General features: G+C 72.9%; 22 protein-coding genes. 1 reads left to right on the top strand and 21 read right to left on the bottom strand.

Annotated elements, in window-relative coordinates; all coding sequences use genetic code 11:
• Positions 1 to 51: 51 nt before the first annotated feature.
• The 3 genes from OG933_RS16410 to OG933_RS16420 all read right to left on the bottom strand — a co-directional run bounded on the left by OG933_RS16410 (position 52) and on the right by OG933_RS16420 (position 2,617).
• Positions 52 to 1,884: a BTAD domain-containing putative transcriptional regulator gene (locus tag OG933_RS16410; RefSeq protein ID WP_405627617.1), complete on the bottom strand. Its 1,833-nt coding sequence runs from the start codon at positions 1,882 to 1,884 to the stop codon at positions 52 to 54.
• A 55-nt stretch (positions 1,885 to 1,939) separates the two neighbouring features.
• Positions 1,940 to 2,113, bottom strand: a complete 174-nt coding sequence (locus OG933_RS16415; protein ID WP_020127978.1) for a hypothetical protein — start codon at positions 2,111 to 2,113, stop codon at positions 1,940 to 1,942.
• A 204-nt stretch (positions 2,114 to 2,317) separates the two neighbouring features.
• The gene (locus OG933_RS16420) at positions 2,318 to 2,617 is read right to left on the bottom strand and encodes a hypothetical protein (protein WP_020127979.1); all 300 of its coding nucleotides are present in this window, start codon (positions 2,615 to 2,617) and stop codon (positions 2,318 to 2,320) included.
• Positions 2,618 to 2,937: 320 nt separating this feature from the next.
• On the opposite strand from OG933_RS16420, the gene OG933_RS16425 reads away from it, so the two are divergent.
• Positions 2,938 to 3,933 (top strand): helix-turn-helix transcriptional regulator, encoded by a 996-nt coding sequence (locus OG933_RS16425; RefSeq protein ID WP_362517063.1) that lies wholly within the window; start codon positions 2,938 to 2,940, stop codon positions 3,931 to 3,933.
• A 119-nt stretch (positions 3,934 to 4,052) separates the two neighbouring features.
• Here OG933_RS16425 and OG933_RS16430 read toward each other — a convergent pair whose 3' ends face one another.
• The 18 genes from OG933_RS16430 to OG933_RS16515 form a co-directional block, all read right to left on the bottom strand.
• Entirely contained in the window at positions 4,053 to 5,498 is a 1,446-nt protein-coding gene (locus OG933_RS16430; protein ID WP_362517066.1) for a DHA2 family efflux MFS transporter permease subunit, read from the bottom strand.
• Between the two features lie 158 nt (positions 5,499 to 5,656).
• Entirely contained in the window at positions 5,657 to 6,814 is a 1,158-nt protein-coding gene (locus tag OG933_RS16435; RefSeq protein WP_362517069.1) for a hypothetical protein, read from the bottom strand.
• Positions 6,811 to 7,428 (bottom strand): hypothetical protein, encoded by a 618-nt coding sequence (locus tag OG933_RS16440; RefSeq protein ID WP_362517072.1) that lies wholly within the window; start codon positions 7,426 to 7,428, stop codon positions 6,811 to 6,813. Before OG933_RS16440 ends, OG933_RS16435 begins: the two co-directional genes overlap by 4 nt.
• A complete protein-coding gene (locus OG933_RS16445) occupies positions 7,428 to 9,746 on the bottom strand; it encodes a beta-ketoacyl-[acyl-carrier-protein] synthase family protein (RefSeq protein WP_362517075.1) in 2,319 nt (772 codons plus the stop codon). The genes OG933_RS16440 and OG933_RS16445 overlap by 1 nt, the downstream gene beginning before the upstream one ends.
• Positions 9,746 to 10,789, bottom strand: coding sequence for an aminomethyl transferase family protein (locus OG933_RS16450; RefSeq protein ID WP_405627620.1), 1,044 nt, complete (start codon positions 10,787 to 10,789; stop codon positions 9,746 to 9,748). The genes OG933_RS16445 and OG933_RS16450 overlap by 1 nt, the downstream gene beginning before the upstream one ends.
• A gap of 43 nt (positions 10,790 to 10,832) precedes the next feature.
• A complete protein-coding gene (locus tag OG933_RS16455) occupies positions 10,833 to 12,890 on the bottom strand; it encodes a GNAT family N-acetyltransferase (RefSeq protein WP_405627621.1) in 2,058 nt (685 codons plus the stop codon).
• A gap of 64 nt (positions 12,891 to 12,954) precedes the next feature.
• Complete coding sequence (gene fabZ / locus OG933_RS16460; RefSeq protein WP_362517084.1) at positions 12,955 to 13,482, bottom strand: 3-hydroxyacyl-ACP dehydratase FabZ; 528 nt, start codon at positions 13,480 to 13,482, stop codon at positions 12,955 to 12,957.
• A gap of 2 nt (positions 13,483 to 13,484) precedes the next feature.
• Positions 13,485 to 13,775, bottom strand: a complete 291-nt coding sequence (locus tag OG933_RS16465; protein WP_142266012.1) for an acyl carrier protein — start codon at positions 13,773 to 13,775, stop codon at positions 13,485 to 13,487.
• Positions 13,776 to 13,828: 53 nt separating this feature from the next.
• Positions 13,829 to 14,581 (bottom strand): 3-oxoacyl-ACP reductase FabG, encoded by a 753-nt coding sequence (gene fabG, locus OG933_RS16470; RefSeq protein ID WP_054242646.1) that lies wholly within the window; start codon positions 14,579 to 14,581, stop codon positions 13,829 to 13,831.
• Positions 14,578 to 15,606 (bottom strand): 2,3-diaminopropionate biosynthesis protein SbnB, encoded by a 1,029-nt coding sequence (gene sbnB / locus OG933_RS16475; RefSeq protein WP_405627624.1) that lies wholly within the window; start codon positions 15,604 to 15,606, stop codon positions 14,578 to 14,580. Before sbnB ends, fabG begins: the two co-directional genes overlap by 4 nt.
• Positions 15,603 to 16,679 (bottom strand): 2,3-diaminopropionate biosynthesis protein SbnA, encoded by a 1,077-nt coding sequence (sbnA, locus tag OG933_RS16480; protein ID WP_327184904.1) that lies wholly within the window; start codon positions 16,677 to 16,679, stop codon positions 15,603 to 15,605. The genes sbnB and sbnA overlap by 4 nt, the downstream gene beginning before the upstream one ends.
• On the bottom strand, positions 16,676 to 19,015 hold the full coding sequence (locus OG933_RS16485) for a lantibiotic dehydratase (RefSeq protein ID WP_405627626.1): 2,340 nt from the start codon (positions 19,013 to 19,015) through the stop codon (positions 16,676 to 16,678). The genes sbnA and OG933_RS16485 overlap by 4 nt, the downstream gene beginning before the upstream one ends.
• Entirely contained in the window at positions 19,012 to 20,202 is a 1,191-nt protein-coding gene (locus OG933_RS16490) for a PLP-dependent aminotransferase family protein (RefSeq protein ID WP_405627628.1), read from the bottom strand. The genes OG933_RS16485 and OG933_RS16490 overlap by 4 nt, the downstream gene beginning before the upstream one ends.
• 5 nt (positions 20,203 to 20,207) lie before the next feature.
• Complete coding sequence (locus OG933_RS16495) at positions 20,208 to 20,462, bottom strand: acyl carrier protein (protein WP_020127994.1); 255 nt, start codon at positions 20,460 to 20,462, stop codon at positions 20,208 to 20,210.
• A complete protein-coding gene (locus tag OG933_RS16500) occupies positions 20,443 to 21,972 on the bottom strand; it encodes a class I adenylate-forming enzyme family protein (RefSeq protein WP_405627631.1) in 1,530 nt (509 codons plus the stop codon). The genes OG933_RS16495 and OG933_RS16500 overlap by 20 nt, the downstream gene beginning before the upstream one ends.
• Complete coding sequence (locus OG933_RS16505) at positions 21,959 to 22,897, bottom strand: ACP S-malonyltransferase (protein WP_362517099.1); 939 nt, start codon at positions 22,895 to 22,897, stop codon at positions 21,959 to 21,961. Before OG933_RS16505 ends, OG933_RS16500 begins: the two co-directional genes overlap by 14 nt.
• 250 nt (positions 22,898 to 23,147) lie before the next feature.
• Positions 23,148 to 23,942, bottom strand: coding sequence for an ABC transporter permease (locus OG933_RS16510; RefSeq protein ID WP_405627633.1), 795 nt, complete (start codon positions 23,940 to 23,942; stop codon positions 23,148 to 23,150).
• Positions 23,939 to 24,898, bottom strand: coding sequence for an ABC transporter ATP-binding protein (locus OG933_RS16515; RefSeq protein ID WP_362517105.1), 960 nt, complete (start codon positions 24,896 to 24,898; stop codon positions 23,939 to 23,941). The genes OG933_RS16510 and OG933_RS16515 overlap by 4 nt, the downstream gene beginning before the upstream one ends.
• Positions 24,899 to 25,123: the final 225 nt, after the last annotated feature.

Genomic DNA, 25,123 nt, shown 5'->3' on the forward strand with positions numbered 1-25,123 from the left:
ACTGCGCGCATCGTAAGCGCGGCACGACCAGGGGCGGAACGGAGATTCGGTTCAGGCGGCCGCGCCCGCCTCCTCGACGAGCAGCTCCCGGGTGCAGTCCCGGATCAGGCTGTGGAAGGAGAACCGGGCCGGGGTGTCCTCCCGGATCAGGTTGTTCTCGATCAGCGCGTCGAAGTGGTGTTCCACGTCCCCGGCCGGCAGCCCCGTGACGAGGGCCGCGTGCGCGATGTCGTAGGAGGCGGCCGGCTGGAGGCTGATGAGCCTGCTGAACCGCCTTTCGGGCGCGCTCAGATGGTCGTAGGACACCCGCAGCACGGCCATCAGGTCGCGGTCGGCGGTCTGGAGACAGCGGGCCCGCTGCGCCGGCTGCGCGAGGCGCTCGACGAGGTCGGCGACGGCCCACGCCGGACGGTCGCGCAGCCGGGTCGCGGCGATGCGCAGGGCCAGCGGCAGCCGGCCGCACAGCTCGACGGCCTGCGCGACCTGCGCCGGCTCGCGCCGCGCGCGGGGCTCTCCGACGATCCGCCGGAACAGCGTCACCGCGTCGGCGGGCGGCAGCACGTCGAGGCAGAGCGGCAGCGCGCCGTCCAGGGCGGTGAGCTTGCGCCGGCTGGTCACCAGCACCAACGTGCCCCCGGTGCCCGGCAGCAGGGGCGTGACGTGGGCGCTGTCCGCCGCGTCGTCGAGGACGACCAGGCAACGGCGGCCCGCCAGGCGTGAGCGCCACAGGGCGCTGCGCTCCTCCAGGCTGGGCGGGATCTCCGGCGCGGTGAGGCCGCTCGCCTGCAGGAGGACGGCGAGCGCCTGCTCGGTCGGCACCGGCGACCGGGTCGCGCTGAAGCCGTGCAGGTTGATGAAGTACTGCCCGTCCGGGTAGAGCTCGGTGACCCGGTGGGCGAGGCGCACCGCGAGCGTCGTCTTGCCCACCCCGCCCATGCCGTCGATCGCCACCATCACCGGCGAGCCGCCCGGCTCCTGCGCGGCGACGGCCGTCAGGGTGGCCAGTTCCGCGGTACGCCCGGTGAAGTCCGTGAGGTCGTGGGGCAGGTAGTGCCTGCCGTTCCCGGGCGGTGCGGAGGGTCCCGTCCTGCGGTCGTCGGACGGCTCGGCGCCGGCCGCCGCGAGCGCGGGTCCCGCCGAGCCGTGCAGGTCCGGGGAGTCGGCGAGGATCTCCGCGTGCAGGGCGCGCAGCCGGGGGCTCGGCTCCAGGCCGAGTTCGTCCACCAGGAACCGCCGGCCCTCGTCGTAGACCGCGAGGGCGTCGGCCTGCCGGCCGCTGCGGCACAGGGCGATCATCAGGCTGCCGCGCAGGGCCTCGCGCAGCGGGTACTCCGCGATCAGCGCGTGCAGTTCCCCGACGAGGGAGCCGGTCTCGCCCAGCTTCAGACGCAGTGCGACGAGGTCCTCCACGGCGGTCAGCCGCTGCTCGGCCAGCTTGACCGCGGCGGCGGAGACCGCCGGGCACTGGATCCCGGCGAAGGCCTCCCCGCGCCAGAGGTCCACCGCCGACTGGAGCAGCCGGACGGCCTCGGTGTACCGGTTCTCGCGCTCCGCCGCCTTGGCCGCGCGCACCCGGCCGACGAACCGGTGCGCGTCCACGGCGTCCTCGGGTACGACCAGGCGGTAGCCGACGTCCACGGTGACCAGGCTGGTCCCGTCCGACGCGGAGAGGATGCGGCGCAGGTCGCGGATCGCGTTGTGCACCTGCGGACGGGCCGACGACGGTGGGTCCTCCCACAGTTCGTCCACCAGCGCGTCCATCGGAACGACCCGGTTGGCGTTGAGGAGCAGCAGGGCGAGGAGCCGCTGTTGCCGCATGCCCCGGACGCGGATCGGGATGCCCGACTCACGCAGTTCCAGAGATCCCAGGACCAGGAATTCCATTTCTTCTGTCCCCCGATGTCTTTCAACTCGGTTCAGCACATGCCCCCGTGAATGTTCAGGGGCCCCAGGTGACATCGCCGTCGGTGTGGTCGCCCGCGGTGGTGCGCAGGTCGCTCTCGACGGCGTGTGTGATGTTCTTCGGAGAATCCGTGACGGTCACCGTCATCGCCATTCCGCCGAGAACGATCAGCGCGGCGGCGACGATTTTGGAGACACGGGTGCCCTGCATGGATTTTCTCCTCGATTGAGTGAGTGGATTTCCGGAGTGAATACTTCCGGACTATTCAGCGGACTCTTCGGTGAAGTCTTCGGCGGCTTTCGTTCCGTCGATGGCTCAACTCTGCTCGGCGGGCGGGCCGGAGGGAACAGCTGACGGCTGGACGGAATGTGCAGCGGCCTAACCCGTCCACCCCGACCTGGGGAAACGCCAGGCTCACGTGTCCCACCAGGGGCCGGGCACCAGGACGGCACCGGAGGTCACGACGCCGTAGCCGAGCAGGTCCGGATGGTGTTCCACGGCCCGCCGCGACAGCCGCGCGGCGCTGTCCTCGGCCGTGGCCAGGGAGTCGGCGAGAAGGAAAAGACCCAGCGTGAGGCCCTCGCCGGCGTGCGCGTGCACGGAGACGTGTTCCAGGCCGTCGCCTTCCTCGGCGCACGAGGAAATGATCGCCGCCAGATCGGGCCGGGCGGACTCCTCGGCAGGGGCGCGCAGGCGCACGTGGATGAGATACATGACTTCATCTTCGGCGCTGTTCAGCAGCCGTGGACCCGCTCGCGATGGACGCTTTGTGCCATGGCATGAAGCGTCATGCGGAAGGAAGCCGAAATCCGCCCCGGAAGCCGTCCTCGAATGGGCCGGGCAGCGCCTCGCGCCGGCCGGGATGCGGCGTGGTCCTCACTCTGGCACCACGGATGGTTGAAAGCCGAGCGATTGGCCGGAACCGTCCTCCGTGCCGCCGAGCCGCCATCCGCAGTTCAAGGTCAGTAAGCTCGGGGGCACTAAGTTTCGAACACAGTGTGTGCAGTGTGTGACAGCAACAGGGGGACTGCATCATGTTGGAGGTTCTGGGACTGGATGCCGAGGCAGAAGCCATCTACCGGTGGATGCTGGCCAATCCACTGGAGGGCATCATCGTCCTCGTGTCCCGGCTCGGGCTGCCGGAGGAACGGGTGCGCGCGGGGCTGGACCGGCTCAGCGAACTCGCGTTGATCCAGCCATCGGCGCGCAAGGGCATAGGGTTCCGGGCCGTCGGCCCGGAGAACGCCATGGAGGTGCTGCTGGCGCGCCAGCAGGCGGAGTTGGCGGCGCAGCAGATGCGCGTGGAGAAATCCAGAGCGGCGGCGGCCCAACTGATCGCCGAATGCTCCTCGCTACGACCACGGGGCATCGACAGCGATTCCGAGCAGTTGGACGGCCTGGAGGCGATCCGGGAACGGCTCGCGGAACTGGCCCGGTCGGCGCAGGTCGAGGTCGCCACGTTCGCGCCGGGCGGCGCGCACCGGGCCGAGGACCTCCAGGCCAGTCGCGCTCCCAACTCCGCGCTGCTCGACCGCGGGGTGCGGATGCGGACGGTCTATCTCGACAGTGTGCGCAACCATCAGCCCACGCTGGACCACGTCGGCTGGCTGCACTCCCGCGGCGGACAGGTCCGTACCGTGCCCGAACTGCCGGTCCGGATGATCATCTTCGACCGGTGCAAGGCGGTGCTGCCGGTCGACACGAGCGACGCCCGGGTCGGCGGGGTGGTGCTGAGCGGGGCGGGGACGGTCGCGGCCCTGTGCGCGCTCTTCGAGGGCGTGTGGAACACCGCGACGGCGCTGGGGAGTACACCGAAGTGCGAGGCGAACGGCATGCCGCCGCAGGAGCGTGCCGTGCTCAAGATGCTCGCCCAGGGCTACACCGACGAGGCCATCGCCAAGCGCCTCGGCGTCTCCCCGCGCACGGCCCGGCGCACCGCCGCCACCCTGATGGAACGCCTGGACGCGCGCAGCCGCTTCGAGGCGGGGGTGCACGCCGTCCAGGACGGCTGGCTGCCCTCCTCGCGCTGAGCGCCGGGCGCCGGCACGGGTGACCCGTACCGGCCGGTCGCCTCGGGCCCTGTCGTCGCATGCCCGCCCGCCGCGCCCGGGGCGCGGACGGCGGAGGTGCGACGACAGGGCCCGTACGGTCACGCGGGCACCGCGCCGGCGCGTGCCTCCTTGCGGTCGGCGAGGAGCAGGGCCAGGGCGGGCAGCAGGGTGACGGTGTAGATCGCGAGGACCCAGGTGAAGGAGTGGGCGAAGGCGCCGGGCACCAGTCCGTGGCGCTCTCGGGCCGCCTGCTCCAGGACCACCGTGACCACGGCGAGAGCCACCGTGCCGCCGATCCGCTGGATCAGGTTGAGCTGGGAGGAGGCGTCCGGGATGGACTGCGGGCGGACCGACTGGAAGGCCCGGGTCATCGCCGGCACGATCGTCAGTCCGGTGCCCAGGCCGCGCACCACGAGGCTCGCGCACAGCAGCACGTACGAGGTGTCCGAGGACAGCGTGGTCAGCGGCACGGTCGCCAGCATCGTCAGGGTGATGCCGACGACGACGGTGCCGCCACCGCCCAGCCGCTTCATCAGCACCCGGCACAGCCAGGCCGCGGTGACCACGCCGAGGCCTCCGGTGGACATCAGCAGACCGGTCGTCACGGCCGTCTCGCCGCGGGCGGTCTCGAAGTAGAGCGGGATGAGCATCATCGGCGAGTAGAGGACGAAGCCCAGGCAGAAGATGTTGATCGCGGCCGTCCGGTACACGCGGTGGGCGAACAGGCGCACGTCGAGCAGCGGGTGGGCCGCGCGCAGTTCCCGGACGACGAACACGGCACCGCTCGCCACGGCGAGGACCAGCGGGATCAGGAAGGCCGCCCGCCCGTCGAGGGCGTGGTCGGAGAACTCGTGCACGGCCAGCACGGTGCAGACCGTGCAGGCGGCCGAGGACACCAGGCCGATCACGTCCAGCGGCTTGGCGGCACCCTCCCTCGGGCGGTCCGCGGGGACCCGGCGCAGGGTGACGTACAGCAGGCCGGCGCAGAGCGGGACGTTGACGACGTACACCGCGGACCATCCCCCGGCCTCGACCAGGAGGCCGCCGATCGTCGGGCCCAGCAGCGGGCTGATCAGCATGACGCTGCCGTTCAACGACTGCACCCGGCCCAGGTGTTCGCGGGGCACGCCACTGGTGAGCAGGATCGTCGACACGGGGGTGAGCACACCGGCGGCGGCGCCGGCCACCCCACGGGCCGCGATCAGCTCGGGCAGGCTCTGGCTGGCCGCGCAGGCCGCCGAGCCGAGCGCGAACAGCAGGATCGCGGCGGCGAAGACGCGCCGTACGCCGAACCGGTTGGCCAGCCAGCCGGTGGCCGGCATGGTGGCGGCCAGCGCCATCAGATAGGTGGTCACCACCCACTGGACCTGGCCGATGGAGCCGAACCTGGCCGTGGTCTCGTGCAGGGACACGTTGACGATGGTGGTGTCGAGCAGGGCGAGGAAGCCGCCCATGATGGCCGCGGCCATCGTGACGAGAGCGGGGCCGGAAGCGGCCCGCGGAGGGCTCGGCGCGTCCTCTTTGGTCTGTTCGGTCAGTGCCATGGGTGGGCGTCCTTAGCAGGGCGATGAGGTCAACAGGGCGGTGGGCCGGGGCGGTGGGCCGGGGCGGTTCGCCGCCGGTCGGGGCGTACCGGTCGGTTCGGGCAGGCGGCTCGGGCCGGTCGGCACGGGTCTGCCGGGGGCCTGGCGGCTCGGGTCCGTCAGCGGGTGCCGGTCAGCGCGTGCTCGATGTCGTCGAGGACCGCCCCGGCCGCCTCGGGGGCGCCGGGGCGCCTGCGGCAGGACAGGGTCAGTTCGGTCTCGTCGCCGACCTGGCAGGTGCTCAGGAACATCTCGGCGTAGGGCACGAGCATCGGCAGCGTGGAGAAGCCGGTCGGCCGGAACCGGTCGGTGCGCAGTTCGGCGGTGTCGATCCGGCCGTGGTCGGAGACGATCGCCGTGCACGGGAACCGGGTGCCGTCCAGCTCCTGGGCCTCGCGCAGCGAGTTGGCGAAGGGGTTGCTGCGCAGGAAGTCCCCCTCCAGCGCGGCCACCTCGCGCTTGCCGAGCAGGGCCCGGACGACCTGGCCGTGCAGCCGCTTCCAGCTGTCGTCCCGGTGCAGGTCCAGCACCAGCCGGGAGGTGAGGTTGGCGGTGGAGCGGACCGTGCGGTCGTGGCGGCGCAGGTCCACCGGCACGATCAGCCGGCCCGTCTCGCCGCCCAGCCGGCGGGAGAGGGCGGCGGCCACCCGGGCGGTGACCGCCGACGGGGCCGCCCGCACCCGGCGTCGTATCCAGAGCGGGGTGCCGTCGGCCGGTCCCTCGCCGAGGATCGCGGGCAGTCCCTCCAGCCGGGCGGGCGGCTCGGCGGGCGGCACCTTCCCGGCGGCCGTCCGGAAGTGGGTGTCGTCGACGACGGACGCGGCGCCGACCGGCTCCTCGCCGCGCAGCACCCGGAACACGTCGGCGATCCACTGCCGGAGCCCGCGGCCGTCGGTGACGATGTGGCTGGCCCGCACGACCAGCCGGGTCGACGGCCCGTCGACGAGCCCCACCTCGCAGACCGGGCCGGTGACGACGTCCAGGTCGCGGTGGAAGAAGGGGGCGTCGAAACCGTCGCCGGCGGGGAGTTCGACGACCGGCGGGAGCGGGCCGTCGGCGCGCCAGCCGGCACCCCGGCGCCGCACCGCGAGGCCGGGGCTCGCGAGGGTGGCGGACCGTACCGCGTCCCGCAGCGCGTCGGGGTCGATGCGGCCCTCGCCCTCCACGATCATCTGGATCAGCTGCGGGGTGCCGGTGGCCGCGGCGTTCAGGTAGCCGCGCTCGATCTGCGAGATACGGCGGGTGTAGGGCCGTACGGCCGCCACTGTGGCTGTCATGCCGGCTCCTTGGTCGAGGTGTGCATACGGACGGGGGCGGGGGCGTCGGCCACGAGGGCCAGGTGCATCGCCGGGGCCACCGTCGTCGAACGCACCCGGTACGAGCCCACGTTGGTGGGCCGCCAGCCCGGCCGCCACGCGGGCAGCCGGACCCCGGCGAAGGTCTCCTTGGTGACGTGCGAGGCCTTGATGAGCGCCTCGCACTCGGCGAAGTCCCGGATCTCGGCGGGCTGCCGGCGGCCGAGCAGGGTGCCGAGCCACCGCATGGCGGCCGGACGGTCCCGTTCGTCCTGGAGGTCCACCCCGAGGTGCACCGGACCGGCCGACAGGGCCACGGCGCTGTAGCCGTCGCAGTGTGCGACCGAGGCGGTGAGGTGGTGGGCCGGGACGTACCAGCGCTTGTGGACGTCCCTCGTGAGGTCCCGCGCGCCGATGTCGAGGCCGTACACCCGGGCGACGGCCTCGATGATCAGCGAACGGCCGGAGGCGTCGAGGCGGTGGCCCATGCGGTCGCGGGGAAGGTGCGGGTGATGGGTGATCAGACAGTCGATCGGGGCGGGTCGCGCCGCGCCGCGCACCACCGGATCCATCACCAGCCCCAGCAGCGCCCCCATCACGCCTCCGTGTCGAACACGGCCGCCGCGTAGCTGCCGCCGTAGGCGAAGCTGGAGAGCAGCAGCCTGCCCTGCCGGGTCGGGGCGGTCAGCGCCGCCACCAGGCCCAGGGCGCCCGCACTGCCGTAGGTCTCCCCCAGCAGGGCCTTGGGGGTGATCGTCGGGCGGTCGGCAAGGCCCGCGAGGCGCAGGGCCCGGGACTGGGCGGTGTCCACCAGGCTGTAGCCGGAGGCCGCCGAGACGACGGTGTCGATCTCGTCGGGCGTGACCCGCGCCTCGGCCATCGCGCCGCGCAGCGCCCGCGCCCAGGCCTCGCCGTCGCGGCCGATGCGGCCGATCCCGGCCGACTCGCCGGAGGCGCCGTAACCGCGCACCTTCGCCAGGACGTCCGCGCCCCGGGACGAGGCCGACCGTTCGCTCTCCAGGAGGACGGCCGCCGCGCCTTCGCTGAGCACCATGCCGCTGCGGCCACCGGGGACCACCGGTCCGGAGCGCGCGTAGCCGGGGAGGCCGGCCTGGGTGGCCAGCGCCTGCTCGGGGAACTCGTCGGCGATCACGACCATGATCCGGTCCGCCATGCCGCGCGCGATGACCCGGGCGGCGAGCTGGAGGGCCAGGACGGAGCTCGTGCCGCCGTTGGCGATGGTCGCGGTGTAGCCGCGGTAGCGGTGCAGCATCGCCACATGGCCGGCCGCCGCGTTGACGACCGTGTTGGCGAACAGCGCCGGGTTGGCGCCGCTGATGCCCTGCTGGAGGACGCCCTTGTGGAACTGCAGGACCGAGGTGACCGGTCCGTAGCCGGTGGCGAAGACGATGCCCGTGCCCTCGGCCTCGGCCCGCGAGGGCTTGCCGTGCCGGCCGTAGAGGTCGGCGACCGCGGCGGCGGCCAGCAGGCTGAGCGGGTCCATCCGGCGGGCCCGGCTCGGGTTGATGCCCCGGGACGCCGACTTGACGTCCACCCGGCCCACCGGCACCTCACCCACGCCCCGGACGTGTTCGGTGGCGGTGAAGCAGGCGCGTTCGTCACCGAGGGCGGCCACCAGGTCGGCGGTGTTGCCCGCGCCGCCCGCCAGTCCCGCGACTCCGGTGACGACGACCTCGTGGATTTGCTCGGTGCGGCGCGGGGCCGAGCTCGGGCGGCCCGGCCGGTTGAGGACGACGGAGGCGTTGTTGCCGCCGAACGCGAAGGAGTTGGAGATGACCACCTCGGGACCGGCCCCGGCGCGGCCGGTGTCCGGGATGACGTCCAGGCCGAACGGCTGGGCCACGCCACGGGTGTTGATGGTCGGCGGCAGGGTGCCGCGGTCGATGGCCAGGGTGCTGACCACCGCCTCGACCGCCCCGGCCGCGCCGAGGGTGTGGCCGAGGATCGACTTGGTGGAGCTGGCCGGCGGCACCGAGGAGCCGAACAGCAGCTTCACCGCCTTCGGTTCGGAGGCGTCGTTCGCCGGGGTGCCCGTACCGTGCAGGTTGAGGTAGTCGACGTCGCTCGGGGTCAGTCCCGCCGTGTCCAGGGCCTGGGCCATGGCGGCGCAGGCGCCCTTGCCGCTCGGGTCGGGAGCGGTCTGGTGGTAGCCGTCGCAGGAGAGGCCGTAGCCGCCCAGTTCGGCGAGGACGCGGGCGCCCCGGGAGGCGGCACGGTCCGCCGACTCCAGGACCATGAACCCGGCCCCCTCCCCGAGGGTCAGGCCCGTGGACGCCGACATCGGCGAGCACGGCTCCGGGTCGAGCGCGCCCAGGGCGCTGAACCCGTACGCCGAGAGCGAGGCGAGGGGGTCGACGCCGCCGCAGATGACGTGGTCGACGTCCCCCTTCCACAGCAGCTCGGCCGCGTAGCCGAGGGCCACGGCGCTGGCCGCGCAGGCGTTGGACAGGACCACGCGCGGGCCGCGCAGGTCGAACTCGGCGGCGATGTAGTCGCCGACGCAGGGCAGTTGGACGGCGGCCGCCCGCTCCGCGTCCAGCTTCCCCTCGTGGACGAGGTCCGCGTGGACGCTCTCCAGCGTCGGCATGGCGCCGAGGCTGGAGCCGACCACGACCGCGACCCGGTCCCGGTCGACGGTGTCCAGGTCGAGCCCGCTGCTCTCCAGTGCCTCCCGGATGGCGGTGGCGGCGAGGCCGTAGCAGCGGTCGACGTCGGCCGGCTGCTCGCCGGTGACCATGCCGGCCCACTCGGTCAGCAGCTCGGAGGTGTCCATGAGGGTGTTGGTGCGGATGCCGGAGGTGCCGGCCGCGATGGACGACCAGCTCTTCTCGACGTCGTCACCGGCACCGGTGATCAGTCCCAGGCCCGTCAGGGCGATTCTCGGCGTGGACATCAGGCGATCCGGGTGGTGAGGGAGCGGGCGATGACACGGGGCAGGGTCACGGTGCGCAGCGGGCGCTCGGCGGCCTGCTCGTCCCGGGCGGCCAGTTCGAGGCCGGAGACCCAGAACGGGGCGTCCAGGAGGGCGAAGACGAGCTCCTCCTCCGGGTTGGCGGAGGGCGCCTGCCACAGGACCGTGCCGATCTCCCGGCCGGCCGCCGTCACCTGCGTGCCGGCCGTGAACCGGCTGTCCGCGGGGGCGGCCAGGGCGGTCAGCCGGGCGGTCTCGGCGGTGGGCCTGACCAGGTCGTCGGAGCCGCGGAACTCGCCGATCCGGTTCCAGTCGATCATCCAGGACAGGTCGGCCTCGTCGACCGAGAGACCGGCGAAGCCGGCCGCGTAGACGGCCATGCCGGCCTCGGCCTGGACCCGGGCGAGGCCCTCGTCGCCGACCGGCGCGCCGCCCTCCTCACGGACCGCGGCCAGCACGGCCCGGTGGGCGGCCTCGGGGGCGTTGCTGATGAGCAGGTAGCCGTACTCGCCGGTGGTACCGACGCGGGCCAGGTGGGCGAGCGCCGCCGGGTCGTCGGGCAGCGCGGACTCGGTGACGGCGTGCAGGGTCAGGCCCGAGATGTCGAAGTCGACGAAGCGCGCCGCGACCGACCAGGCCGTCGGGCCCTCGAACGCCGTGGCGGCCCAGCCCTCCGGCTCGATGTCGACCTCGACGCCGTCGGGGACGTCCAGCCCGTCCAGGTAGCCGCGCAGCTCGTCGGCGCTCACCCGGGTGCGGGGCAGCAGCCAGGCGTCCTCGCCGATCTCGAAGTGCAGCAGGATCGCGAACGGGGTGCCGTCGGCGTTCAGAGCGAGCACCTCGCGGACGGAGTCCGGCTCGACGAAGTCGCCCGACTTGGCCAGGAACTGGTCGAGCAGCGACAGCCGCTCGTCGCCCGAGACACGGACCAGCGGGGCGTCGATCCGGTAGGCGCCGATGGTGGTGCGCACGGTGGCGTAGTCGTCCGAGGCGGTACGGAGGGCGGAGACGGTGGTGGTGGTCATGGTGTGGCGTTTCCTCTCGAGAAAAGAAGTGGTTGACGGTGGTTCAGGACCGGGTGGGTTCGCTGTGCACGGCCAGCTGCCAGGCGCTCGGCCGGCGGGCCGGGGACACGCAGCCGATGAGCAGGCCGGAAGGGGTCGTACGCAGGACGAGTTCGGCCTGCGCGCACGCGCCGTCGGCGGGCCGGCAGTCGAGCCAGCTGCCGTCGGCCAGTCGTACGGTGGCCGCGGTGGCCCAGATCTGGCGGAAGCCGGCCGAGCCGAGCTCCCATCGGGTACCGGCCGAGTCGAGCAGCACGGTGGTCTCGCGCGCGGTGTTCGGGGTGAGCCAGAGGACGATCTCCTCCTCGCTGTCCGGGGCCTGGATGTCGGCCCGGACCGGCTCGGCGGTGTCCTCGGGGGCGGTCAGTTCCCAGCCGATCCGCTCGCGCGGGGCGAACAGGCCGAGCGGGTGCTTCTCCTCCCAGGCGGCCGGTGCCACGCCCCAGCCGAGACCGCTCGCGCGGCCGAACCGGCTGTTCTCCGCGGTGACCCACATGCCCGCCGACCAGCGGGGGTTGTAGCCGAAGACCCGGGTGCGCGGGTACGGGCTGCGCAGGACCTTGGTGGTGCCCTCCTTCCACGAGGTGACCCCGGCGGCGGACGCGGTGAGCTCCAGTCGGCGGACGGCACCCGGCTTCGGGGCGGTACGGCCGGGTCGTACGGCTTCGGTCCCCGCGTCGATCCTTGCGCCGGTCCCCGCGTCGGTCCTCGCGTCCGCCGGGCGGAAGTCGGTCCGCAGCCGGGCCACTCCGTCCGGGCCGGCCGCCAGGCCGCGCTCCAGCAGAGCGCTGTGGATCAGCCGGACCGGCTCGCGGACCGGCAGCCCGATGCCCCAGGACGTTCCCCGCCAGGCCAGTTCGGTGCCGGCCGGGACCACCTGGGAGGCGGCGACCGCCTCCGAGGCGTCGCGGACGCCGAGGCCGAGGCCGATCGGGTGGCGCTCGCCGTCCGGGTGGACGAAGGTGCCCTGCCGCAGTCCGACCGTCTGGAAGATCCGGCCGGGGCGGCTGGTGAAGGCGAAGTCCTGCCGCAGGGTGCCCTCGGTGAGGGTGACCGTGCCGACGACCTCGTCCTCGCCGCACCGCTCGGTGACCCGGACCCCGTTCTCGACGGCGACGATGTCCAGGTCGCGGGGCTCGCCCTCGCGCCAGCCCGCCGGGCGGTCGGCCCGGCAGCTGGGCCAGGTGGAGACGAACAGCGGGCCGTGGTGGCCTTCGGCCAGCACCGACAGCGTGCCGTCGTCGCCGTCCACCTCGCAGACCAGCCCGCCGGAGCCGAACCGGTGCGGCTCCGGCCGCCGCGGTGCGCGCACGTGGTACGGCGGTTCGGTGAGCCGCAGCGTGCGGGCGGTGCCGTCGGGTGCGGTGACCTCCGCCTCGCGGACGACGCCGCGGTCGACGTCGACGCTCGCGGTGATCCGGAACTCGCCCAGCGCCAGGTGGTAGTCGACCGTGCGGACGCCGTCCACCAGCCGGACGTCGGAGCGCAGTTCGTCGTCCCGGGCCTCGGTGACCGTGCCGAAGCTGTTCAGTCCCCCGAGGGCCGACCTGACCTCCGGGCCCAGGTCCGCGAACACGCTGCGCAGGACCAGCGGGATGTAGTTGTGCAGTTCGACGTTGCCGTCCTCGCCGGGCACGGTCTGGCCCACGGAGACGCAGCCGACGCGCCGGTAGAGCTTGAACGCGACGCTGTTGGCCGGGTTGACGGTGAGCCGGAGCACGAGGCAGCCGGACTGCACCATCCACTCGACGGCCTCCGTGAACAGCCGGCCCGTGATGACGCCGTTGCGGTAGGCGGGGGCGACGAAGAACATGTCGGCGATGAGCTCACCGGCGCGGGCGGAACGCCGGCCGGTGTTGTGGAACAGGCCGAAGGTGCCCACCACACGCCCGCCGTCCACGGCCACGAGGAAGGTTCCCGTGTCCCGTTCGGCCAGCTCGCGCTCCAGCTCGTCACCGGTGATGCCGCCCGCTACCGGGTTGGGGTTGTCGCGGTGGCGGTTGTAGAGCGCCGCGATGTCATGCGCGTCGCCCTCCTGGTACGGGCGGATCGTGATGGACATGCCTCACCTCCTTTTCTTCGAGGGTTCTTCGAGGGTTCTTCGGGCGGGACCCGTGCGGAGGGGGTCAGGCCTTGCGGCCGGTGGTGACGATCAGGGAGCCGGCGGCGGCCAGTTCCGAGCCGACGCTCGCCCGCACCGACACCTGCCGGAGGCCGCCCAGCCGCTGGCCGAGCTTGGCGTCCAGGGTCAGCTGGTCGCCGGGGACGACGAGCCGGGAGAACTTCATCGAGCTGATGGACCCGAGGTAGCCGACGCTCGCGGAGGGGTCGCCGCCGCCCTCGGACGCACCGGCGGCCTCCGCCGCCGCGGCTGTTTCGATGATCTCGGCGACATACACGACGGCCACCAGCTGGGCCATCGCCTCGACGATCATCACGCCCGGCATGATCGAGTGGTCGGGGTAGTGCCCGGCGAAGAAGGGCTCGTTCACCGACACGCTCTTCACGCCGCGGCCCGAGACGCCGGGGACGACGTCGTAGGCACGGTCGATCATCAGCATCGGCCAGCGGTGCGGCAGCATCCGCTTGATGTCGTCGGAGGAGTAACTGTGCTTCTGCTTCGGCCTGGCGGGGGCCTCGGAGGCGATCGTCATGCTCAGACCTCGCGGGCTTCGATGAAGTCGACCAGGGCGTTGATGGAGCCGAAGGCCTCGAAGTCGTCGTCGCTGATCAGCACGTCGTACTCGTTGTTGACCATGACGACGATCTCCAGGGTGTCCAGCGAGTCCATCTCCAGACCGCGGCCGAACAGCGGCTGGTTGTCGGAGACGACGGCGGGCTCGACGTCCAGGCCAAGGCGGTCGATGATCATCGACTTGACCTTCATGTTCTTCTCCAGCCGGGTCTCGGCCTGGGTGCGGATGTCCTCGAAGGTGGCGACGGACACGGTGCTTCCTTTCACAGAGGGATGAGTGGTGTGCAACTACTGCGTGGTGATGGCTAGTTGGGGATCATTCCGCCGTCGACGGTGAGCACCTTGCCGGTGATGTAGGAGGCGGCGGGGGCGGCCAGGAAGGCGGCCGCCTGGGCCACCTCGGCCGCGGTGCCCATGCGCCCCATCGGGATGACCTGGAGGGCCTCCTTCATGTGGGCCGGCGGCACCTTCTTGACCATGTCGGTGTCGATGAACCCGGGCGCGACGACGTTGACCCGGATGCCGCGCGGGGCGACCTCGTACGACAGCGTCTTGGCCATGGCGATCACCCCGCCCTTGCTGGCGGCGTAGTTGGCCTGGCCGGCCCGGCCGGCGATGCCGCTGGTGGAGGCGATGAAGACGATCGCGCCGCCGCTCGCGTACATCTGCTTGGTCGCCTCGCGGGCGGTGTAGAAGGTGCCGGTCAGATTGGTCCCGATGACCTCCTGCCACTTGGCGGAGCTCATGGCGGCCAGGTGACCGTCGGCGGTGACACCGGAGTTGAGGACGGCGACGTCGAGACGCCCCCAGGCCGCCTTCAGCTGCTTGTACATGGCGGCGACCTGGGCCTCGTCGGAGACGTCCGCCCGGACCGGCAGGGCCTCCCGGCCGAGTTCGCGGATCCGCTCGGCGACCTCCTCGGCCTTCGCCGCGTTGGAGCGGTAGTTGAGGGCCACGTCGCAGCCGTGCTCGGCCAGGGTGAGCGCGATCGCCGCGCCGATGCCGCGCGAGGCGCCGGTGACGAGGGCCTTGGTGCCCTCGGCGAAGAAGGTGCTCATGCGGCCCTCCCCGCCATCGCCGCGGTGACACGGTGGCTGCCCGGGTCGAACCCGGCGGCCTCGGTGCCGAGGCCGGCCGCGGTGGCGGCCTTGAGGACCGCCTGGGCGACGGCGAGGTCGAGGATGCCGAGCCCGAAGGGCGAGAAGACGATCGTGCCGTCCGTGGCCGGCCGCTCGGAGCAGCCCAGCACGGTGGCGATCTCGGCGTGCACGAACTCCCGGTGACCGGTCTCCTGCTCGGCCCGGTGCAGGGAGGTCCGCTCACGGACGGCGTGTTCGATGTCGTCGACCACGTTGTACGCGCCGAGCACCGAGCCGGTGCTCAGGTCGCGCAGCGACAGGTGCAGGATCACCTGGCGGGACGGGCGGTCGGGGTGGGCGGCCAGGTCGAGCCAGTACGTCGAGTCGGTGGTCGCGATGCTCACCGTCTCGGCGCCGAGCGCCGCGGCGACGTCACCGGTGCGGAAGGTGATCCCCGGGTACTCGCACTCCAGTTCGGCGGCGAACACCTCGGCACGGCCCGGGACCACGTCCTGGAGCACCACGGTCTCCAGCTCGGGGTGGGTCAGGGTGAGGAAGGCGAGGACCCGCTGGTTGATGGTGCCGCAGCCGATGAGCCCGGCCGTGCGCACCGGACGGGAGCCGTGCAGCGCGCCGCTGGCGAGGGCGGCGCTCGCCGCGGTCCGGGAGGACGAGATCTGGCTGCCTTCCAGCAGGGCCTGCGGATATCCGGTGTCGAGGTCGTTGAGCACCTGGACCGAGGAGGCCCGCTGGAGACCCTGCTCGACGTTGGCCGGGAAGGACGAGATCCACTTCAGGCCCATCACGGGCTCCGGGCCGCCCAGGTAGGCGGGCAGGGAGATGATGCGCGAACCGGCGGGCCGCGGCGGGCGCAGGAAGCTGGAGAACGGCACCTGCGAGTGGCCCTGGCCGTGCAGCACGTAGGCGCTGCGGACCGCGTCGAGGACGGCGGGTCCGAGGCCCTTCAGGGCCACTTCGACGTCGTCGCGACCGAGGATCCTCATGACTGACTCCTTTCGTGATCGGTGGTGTCGGGAACGGGGTTGTCGTCGGTGAGCGGGAATTCCTTGAAGCGGTCCTCGACCCAGGAGTCGGAGTAGACGGTGTCGAGGTAGCGGTCGCCGCCGTCGGGAAGGACGGCCACGCAGGTCGCGCCCGGTTCGATCCAGGACGCGGCGGCCTGGAGGGCGGCCACGACGGCACCCGAGGAGCCGCCGGCGAGGATGGACTCCTGGGCGAGCAGCTGCCGGCAGCCGCGTACGCAGTCGAAGTCGGTGACCTTGACGATCCGGTCCGCGAGGCCCGGCCGCAGCAGCGGGGGCACGACCGCCGCCCCGTGGCCGGGAATCGTGCGCCGGTGGGTGAGCTCCCACGGCTCCGGCGGTCCGAAGATCACGCTGCCGACCGCGTCCACCGCCACCACGTTCGTGGCCAGGCCGTGGTCGCGGATGTACTCGGCGCAGCCGCGCAGCGTCCCGGTCGTGCCCGCCGCGAGGAACAGGTGGTCGGGGCCGCCCGGGAGGGCCTCGTGGATCTCCCGCATGGTGTGGTGATGGGCCCGGGAGTTGTGCTCGTTGGCGTACTGGTTGGGCCAGTAGGCGTCCGGGACGCTCGCCAGGAGCGAGCGCACCCGCTCGATCCGGGCCGGCAGGTACTCGCCGGTGGCCGGGTCGCGGTCGACGACCTCGACCTTGGCGCCGTACGCCCGCATGATGGCGGCGTTCTGCGGGGTGGTGCGCGGGTCGATCACGCAGATCAGGTTCAGCCGGTAGAAGTTGCACAGCTGGGCGAGAGCGATGCCCAGGTTGCCGGAGGAGGACTCCACGACCGTGGACACGCCGGGGACGAGCTTCCCCGCCCGGATGGCGTGCTCGATCATCGACTTGGCGGCGCGGTCCTTGATGGAGCCGCCGGGGTTGAAGCGCTCGCACTTGGCGTACACCTGGAACCGCGCGGGCGGGAACAGGCGGTCGAGGGCGACCAGCGGGGTGCCGCCGATCGTCGCGACGATGTCGGGGTCCCGGGTGCGGGTGGCACGGACCGCGAGGGCCGCGCCGTCGGAGGCGAGGACGGTCATTCCGGCACCTTTCTGCTGATCTGGAGCCGCAGTTCGCTGACGAAGCGCTCGCCGTCGGCGTCCGCCAGCCAGGAGTCCTCCGGAGTCGGCAGCGGCTCGCTGAGGGTGATGACGGCGTCGGGGTCGAGCCGGCGCGCGGCCCGGACGAGGTTGGCGAAGGACAGCACCAGCGTCGGGCTGGTGAAGTCGACGAGGGACGGCTTGGTCTCCTCGGGGAACTTGACGAAGAGCAGGTCGGGCAGGGCGTGTTCGGCCACCCACCGGCGGACGGCGAGATAGTCGCGCTCCCGCTCGGCCTTGTCGGGCAGGGCCGTGCCGGCGGCCGGCAGTCGCCAGGTCTCCCGGAACAGGACCAGGTCGTCGAGGCTCACGCGCGGGGCGTGCGGCCGGTCCAGGCCGATCTTGAAGGCGTCCGCCGCGATGATCGCGACGGGCACCGCGAGCAGCTCGGCGATGCTCCAGACACCCCCGTCGGGGGTGGTCGCGGTGACCGTGCCGTCCTGCTCCGTCAGGCCGACGGAGACCGCCGGGTCGACGCGGGCGCGGTCGTCGTACGGGGCCCGGGTGAAGCCGATCAGCCGGTCGCCGGCGCCGATCGGGGCGGGCACCATGCGGCCGCTGTTGCGCTTCCACTCGACCGGCAGCAGCGGCACCAGCCGCCGGGCGCCGATCGCCGCGTTCACCTTGTCCCGCAGCGAGCCGGCGTCGGTGGTCCAGTCGAGGAAGGGCAGGTCCAACGTGGCCAGGCAGGCGTGCAGTTCACCGAGGACGGTGGTGTAGTCGCCGGCGTTGAAGGCGTCGACGGACCGGGCCACCACCTGCAGGTCGGGGCTGTGCACGGCGAGATGGGGTGAGCGCACCGGACCGGTCGCGAAGACCTCGCGGGCCCGCTCCTGGAGGTCGGACACCGCCAGGCCGACCGGGGCCCGCTGTTCCTCGGCGAGGTTCAGCACCTCGCGCCACTTCTCGGCGAGTTCACGGGTCGCGGTCCGCACCGGGGCGGCATGGTCGCCCCAGAACAGCCCGAGCACCTGCGTCCACACGTCGGCGAGGGTGACGTCCCCGCGACGACGGGCCGCGGCCTTGCGGACGAACCCGGCGACCTCCGCCTCCACCAGCTCGGCGAGCCGGTTGCCGAACCAGTCCGCCGCGTCCGCGACCAGGGCCAGCGGACGGGCGATCCCGTCCAGGAAGTCCCGCCCCAGGTCCATCCGGCAGTCCCGGAGGGAGTCCTGGTAGCAGAGCGTGCGACCGGCGTACGCCTTGCCCTCGTCGCGGGAGGCCGACTGTCCCGTCGTCCGGACGAAGAACTCGTCGAGCCGGTCGAGCGCCGCCACGAGCTCCTCCGCGCTCGACGCGCGGTCGATGCCGTCGCGCAGCCGGTCGAGTCCGGTGAGGACCGCGTCGAAGCGGACGAACAGCTCCGGGTCGCCGATGCCGGCCACCCGCCGGCGCAGCACCTCCTCGGCACGGACGTCGACGGGGATGTTGGCGTCCCAGGTCAGCACCCGCTGCCGCAGCAGCCGGGTCAGGACCTTCTCCACCCGCTCCCGCGCCGTCGCCGGCTCCCAGCCGGTCGCCTCGGCGATGGCCTCGCCGCCGCGGTCGCCGTCCACCAGGCGCAGCACCAGGACGTCGTCCTCGCGCAGCCGCACCGTACGGCCGCCCTGCATGACGAGCCGGTCGCCGTCGAGGTGCACGTCGGGCCTCAGCATCGGCGGGAACCACCAGCGGGCGCCCGGCTGCCCGGCCATCCAGTCGGCCAGCGCGGCCACCGTCCAGCGTTCGAGGAAGGTACGGCTGCGCGCGGTGAGCGAGGGGCCGACCTCGAGATCGACGGCGCGCTGCCCCTGCCCGACGGAGATCCACGCCCCGGGGCCGAAGAAGCCGATGGTGTCGGCCTTGGCGCAGTACCGCAGCCAGTACATGGCGAGGGTGCGTTCCCGCTGCCGGCGCTTGGACTCCTTACCCTTGCGCGCGGCGAGGGAGTCGAGGATCTGGTAGACGGTGCGGTTCTGCCAGGCGATGGCGGTGCGCACCTTGTCGTCGGTGGCGAGCCGGGCCAGCCGCCCGGCCTCGGCGTCGGTGTCGGCGCGGTAGGCGGCGCTGAAGGCCTCCTGACCGTCCGTCCCGCCGTCCGTCCCGCCGCCGGCCTCCAGCAGCCGCGCCGCGTGGGCGGCGCGCGGTCCGCCGATCAGGCCGAGGCCGGAGACCGGGAAGCCCGCGCTGCGGAGCAGTCCGACGCCCCACACCCGCCACGCGCTGTCGCCCAGCCGGTACGACGGTCCGAAGGCCGTCCAGTCGAGCGTGCGGGTCGTTTCGAGCGTGCCGGTCATGCCGCCGCCCCTTCCGCCGCCCGTTGACCGAGCGCGGCCGCCAGCCGGGAGATCCCCTCGGCGATCCGCTTCTTCGGCACGTGGCTGAAGCACAGCCTGAGCGCGTCGGCGTTCTCCCCGCCGATGCCGAAGTGGGAGCCGGGGACGAAGGAGACCCCGTGCTCGGCCGCCGTGTCGGCGAAGGTGTTCGTGTCGACGCCGTCGCGGTGCCGCAGCCAGATGTAGAAGCCGCCGTCCGGCCGCTGCCACGACCAGGGCCCGTCGGTGCCGAGTTCGGCGTCCAGCGCGTCGGCCATCAGCGTCGACCGCTCCCGGTAGCTCGCCCGGTAGGCGTCGACGAGGTCGGTCCAGCCGGACCGTGTGTGGAACGCGGCGAGCGCCGCCTGGGCGAGCGCCGACGGGGACAGCGCCATGATCTCGGTCGTGCGGCGCAGGGTGCCCGCGAGTTCCGCCGGCGCCGCGATCCAGCCGCAGCGCAGTCCGGGCGCGAACACCTTGGAGAAGGTGCCGAGATAGATCACCCGGTCGGGGTCGAGGCCCTGGAGGGTGTCGGTGGTCCGCCCGTCGAAGCCGAGCAGGCCGTAGGGGTTGTCCTCGACGATCAGCAGGTCCAGCTCCCGGGCCACGGTGAGCAGTTCCTCCCGGCGGGCGACGGAGAGGGTCGCGCCGGTCGGGTTCTGGAAGGTCGGGTTGCAGTACAGGAGGCGGGCGGTGCGGCCGTCGGCGCGCAGTCGCCGCACCGTCTCGCGCAGTCCCTCGGGGTCGAGCCCCTCGGCGTCCTCGGGCACCGCGTGCGGGTGCAGTCCGGCGGTGCGGAAGGCGGCCGCGGCGCCCGGGTAGGCGGGGGTCTGGCACAGGACCGTCTCCCCCGGGGCGGCGAGGCCCAGGGCCACCGCCATCAGCCCCATCTGGGAGCCGCCGGTCGGGACCAGGTTCTCGGCGGTGGTGCGCCCGCCCTCACGGGCCATCAGGTCGGTGATCGCCGGCACCAGGGCCCCCGCGACATGCGGGGTCGTGTACTGCAGGGCGAGCTTCCCGCCGAGCCGCAGGAGCCGGGAGAGCTGGGCGGAGAGGACGTCCAGCGGCAGGACGTCCAGGTCGGGCAGGCCCCCGGCGAAGGAGATCAGGTCCCCGCCCCGCTCGAACAGTCGCGGCATCTCCACCGCGGGTCGTGTGTCGGTCCACATGGCGGTCAGCTCCCGGTTCTGGCCGGCAGTGCGGCGGCCAACTGGTCCTGCACACAAGCCAGCAGGCCGGCCGAGGAGGTGAGCGCCGGGTCGGCGAGCGCCTCGGGGTCGATCTCGATGCCGTACTGCTCCTCGACGGCCATCACCAGGGCGATGGTCTGCAGCGAGTCCACGCCGAGGTCCACGAGCGGGGTCTGCGGGTCGGTGACCGTGACGGCGCAGATCTCCTCGACGAGCTGGTCAAACTGCGACTGGTTCATGGGTGGTCCTCGTCTGTGTGGGCTGTCGTGTCGTCTGTCCGTCGGGGCGGGGGGCGTCGGCCCGGACCAGCAGCTCGACGGCCTTGCGGTCCGGTTTGCCGTTCGCGGTCAGCGGTACGGCGTCGAGGGGGACGATCCGGTCGGGCAGCCGGGCCCGGTCGAGGCGCAGCCGCAGCCGGTCGCGGATCTCCTCGGGCGTCAGGGAGGTCTGCACGGCCAGGAGCAGGGGGGCGTCCTCGGTCTCGGGCCGGAGCGCCACCGCCGCGATCACGCCGGGGATCCGCTCGGCGGCGTCCTCGATCTCGGTCAGCCCGAGGCGGATCCCGCGCCGCTTGATCATGTCGTCGTCGCGGCCGACGAAGTAGAGCCGACCGTCCTCGTCGAGGTAGCCCTGGTCGCCGGTGTGGAGCTCCAGCGCGCCGTCGGCGCCGCGGACGTAGCGGTTCTGCGCCTCCAGCGGGATGCCCCAGTAGCCGGCCATCACGGTGGCGCCGGCCACGACGATCTCGCCGACCTCGCGGGGGCCGAGCTCGCGCTGGTCGCCGTCGACGATCCGGACCCGGTCGCCGGGGATGGGCCGCCCGACGGAGTCGGGGTGGGCGGCGTACTCGGCGGGGTCGAGGATCGAGATGCGCTTGCACTCGGTCATGCCGTACATCGAGGCGAACGCCGATCCCGGGAAGACCTCGAGGAGTTCGGCCATGACGGCCCGGCCCGGTCGGGCACCCGTGTTGGTGAACAGCCGCACCCCGGTGGGCCGCCGGAGCCTGCTCTGGAGCAGGGCCAGCATCTGGGCCAGCGAGGGCACGAGCGGGACGACGGTCACACCGTGCTGCTCGATCGTCCCCAACAGGCCCCGGTCGCCGCCGCGTTCGGCGAGGACGAGCGTGCCGCCGGTACGGGCGCAGAGCAGGGCCTGGTAGAGGCCGTAGTCGAAGGAGAGCGGGAGCCGGCACAGCACCACGTCGTCCGCGGTGTAGCCGAGGCAGGTGCCCACGGCCTCGACGGCCGCGATCATCTGCCGGTGCGGGCAGACGACGCCCTTCGGTCGCCCGGTGGTGCCCGAGGTGTAGATCAGCATCGCGACGCCGTCGTCCGGGATCCGGGCGGCGAAGCCGTCGGCGGCGGCGTCCCGGATCTCCTGCCGGGCCTGCCCGACCGGGACGGTCCGGCCGGCCCGCTGCCCCGCGCCGGGCGGGCAGATCGCCAGGGCGGCCGAGCAGTCCTCGACGATGCCGGCGACCTGGAGGTCGGTCAGGTCGGGGTGGACGGGGACGAAGACGGCGCCGATACGGAGGGTGGCGTGGAAGAGGGCGAGGAAGGTGCGGTCGTTGCCACCGGCGTGGACGACCCGCTGTCCGGGGGCGATGCCCTGGGCCCGCAGCCAGCCGGCCGCGCGGTCGACGTCCGCGCCGAGCTCGGCGTAGGTGAGGGTGTCGTCGCCGTCGACGACCGCGGGGTGGTCGGGGCGCTCGGCGCGGGCGCGCTCGAAGAGGTCAGACACCGGCATGGGCGGGTTCCTCCTTACGGGCGCTCTCGCCGATGCGCACGAGGGCCTTGCCGATGTCGCGGGCCGTGTTGACCGGGAGGACGTCGAGTTCGGGGTGGCGGCGCTTGAGGATGTTGGCGAGGGTGCGGGCGGGGGGCAGGGACACCGTCAGCCCGGGTGCCAGGCGGGCGAGGGTGTGCAGGCACAGGTCCCAGCGCACCGGCCGGACCACCTGGTCGACGAGCCGCCGGCGGACCTCCTCGGGGTCGGCGACCACCTCGCCGTCGGCGTTGGACAGCAGGGCCCCGCGGGGGGCCGCGAAGTCGGTAGCGGCGGCCGCGGCGGCGAAGGCCTGCCGCGCGGACTCCATGTACGGGGTGTGGAAGGCGCCCGCGACCGGCAGGGGTTTGACGGTCGACCCGTGCGGGGGCGCCGCCGCCAGCTGCTGGAGGCGCTCGGTGAGCCCGGCGGCCACGATCTGGCCGGGACCGTTGAACGTGGCCGCGTACAGGCCGAGTTCGGCGATCCGCTCCAGCACCCGGGCCTCGTCGCCGCCGACCACGGCCGCCATCGAGGTGGGTGCCTCGGCGCAGGCCGCGGCCATCGCCCGGCCACGGACCGCGGCCAGCCGTACCGCGTCGACGGGTGTGAGGACTCCGGCGTGGGCGGCGGCGGTGAGCTCGCCGACCGAGTGTCCGGCCGCGACCGCGGTGCCCGCGGCCGCCAGCGCCTCGTGGGCCAGCAGGCCCTGGGCGACCAGCAGCGGCTGGGTGTTCTCGGTGCGGGCGATCTCCGCGGCCGAGGCCCGGGTGCCCAAGTGGACGAGATCGCAGTCCGCGGCCTCGGACCAGGCCCGTACGCGCTCGGCGTGGTCCGGGTCGCGCAGCCAGCCGGCCATCATGCCAGGGGTCTGGGAGCCCTGACCCGGCGCCATGATTGCGAACATGTGTTCTATCCCCCTTTCGTGTTGAGCCCGTCGCACGGCGCTCGGGCCGGCGGGCGGTGGGATGCGGATGGGATTCGGTGAGGTGGGTGACGTGGGGTGGGGTGGGGTGGGGTGAGGTGGGGCGGGACGGGGTGGAGCGGGGCGAGGCGAAGAGAAGTGAGGCGGAATGGCGCCGGGTGGGGTGGGCGACTGGAGGCCGGTGTTACTGGCGACCGGTGCTACTAACGGCCGGTGCTACTGGCGGCCGGTGCTATTGGCGGCCGGTGCTCTTCGCGAACCGGCGGACGGCCATGAAGCCGAACCCGGCGAACCAGGCGACGATGTTGAAGACGGCGCCCGCCAGGCTGGAGTGCTCGCCGCTGAAGCTGTAGCCGTCGGTGAGGGCGTAGCGGGCGAGGGTGGAGACGCCGTACATCGGCGTGTACCGCGAGATCTCGAGCATGGTGCCGCTCAGCGGGATGAACAGGTTGCCGAGGAAGGCCAGCGCGGTCATCGTCAGCCCCGGCATGTGCATCACGACGTCGGGCTTGAGGGCCAGGCCCAGCGAGATGCCGAGCGCCGCGAAGACCGCGGCCCCGAGCCAGGCGACGACCAGGGACGTCACCCACACCTCGGCGTCGGCGTGCGCGCCGGTGACGAAGCCCAGCACTCCGACGATGGCCACCGGCACGGCGGCCATCACCACCGAGCACAGGACCTTGACGAGCAGGTATCCGGGCGGGGCGAGCGGGCTCAGCGCGATCGTGCGCATCCAGCCGGCCGACTTCTCGACCGAGATGGTGGCCGCGGAACTGGTGGCGGCCATCGCGGCCCCGTACACGGCGAGGCCGATCATCATCCAGGCGGCGAAGTTGCCGTGCGGCAGCGTGCCGTGGGCCGGCGCGGTACGGAACAGGGCGAGGTAGAGGACGGCCGGGAGGAGGAGGGTGAAGATCGTGGTCTGACGGTTGAAGCGGCGGGCCAGCTCGTAGCGGACGAAGGTGGGGTTGACTCCGCTGAACGACGAGGCGCGCGGGCGGACGGGCGGCGCGGTCAAGGTGGTCATCGCGGGCCCTCCTGGCCGGTGCGGCCGGCTTGCGTGATGGCCATGAAGGCCTCTTCGAGGCTTCGGGGCGCGACCTCGATCTCGGTGGCGGAGGTCCGGGTGACGAGCAGCCGCAGCAGGGCGTCGGAGTCCGTGGAGTCGAAGTAGTGGCGATCGCCGCGGACCGCGACCGACCGGACGGACGGCGAGCCGGCCACCGAGGCCGCGTCCTGCGGGCTGATCAGCGCGGAGACGGTACGGCCGCTGATACGGGTGCGGATCGAGGAAGCGGACCCGTCGGCGACGACCCGCCCCTGGTCGACCATCACCACCCGGTCGGCGAACTGGTCGGCCTCCTCCATGTAGTGCGTGGCGAACAGGACCGTCATGCCGTGCCGGGCGTCCTCGCGGACGGTGGCCCAGAACTCTCGGCGGGCCGCCACGTCCATCCCGGCGGTCGGCTCGTCCAGCACCAGGAACTCCGGGTTCGACAGCAGCGCGATCGCGAACCGCAGCCGCTGCTGCTCACCACCGGAGCACTCGGAGACCCGGCGGTCCCGCAGCCTGGTGACGCCGGCCCTGCTCATCACGGTCTCCGGGTCGGCGCCGGGGTGCAGCGAGCCGAGCATCCGTACGGTGGCCTCGACGGTCAGGTCGGGCAGCAGCCCGCCGCTCTGCAGGACCGCGGCCACGCGGCCGGCGCGCACCGCCTGCTGCGCCGCCTCGCCGAACAGCTCCACCTGCCCCGAGTCGGGCCGGGTGAGGCCCAGGAGCATGTCGATCGTGGTCGTCTTGCCCGCGCCGTTCGGTCCGAGAAACGCCACGACCTCGCCGCGCCGGATCCGCAGGTCCAGCCCATCCACAGCGGTGAACTCCTCGCCCTTGGCGTTGGCGAACCGCTTCACGACCGCGCTGAGCACGGCGGCATCCGGTGACGTCACCTCCCCCGACGCCGGGCGGAGTTGGGTTTCGGTCATCTTCAGGTCCTCACGATCCGGTGGGGGGTGGCTTGACGAGAAACACTCTTGCGCCCACCGCTATCCGCCCGAACCGAAGCGGCTATCCCTGCCCTATCGAGCCCCGGACCGACACACCGAGGAGGCCGGCAGAGCCCGTGATCCCGACCTGCCCTGACGCCCCTCCCATGTCTCTGACCAGCACTTCCGCCCCGTACTTCCGCCCGGCACTCGCGTCGGCCTCCG

Origin of the sequence: Streptomyces sp. NBC_00016, assembly GCF_045040885.1 — a bacterium.
GTDB classification, from domain to species: Bacteria; Actinomycetota; Actinomycetes; order Streptomycetales; family Streptomycetaceae; genus Streptomyces; species Streptomyces coriariae.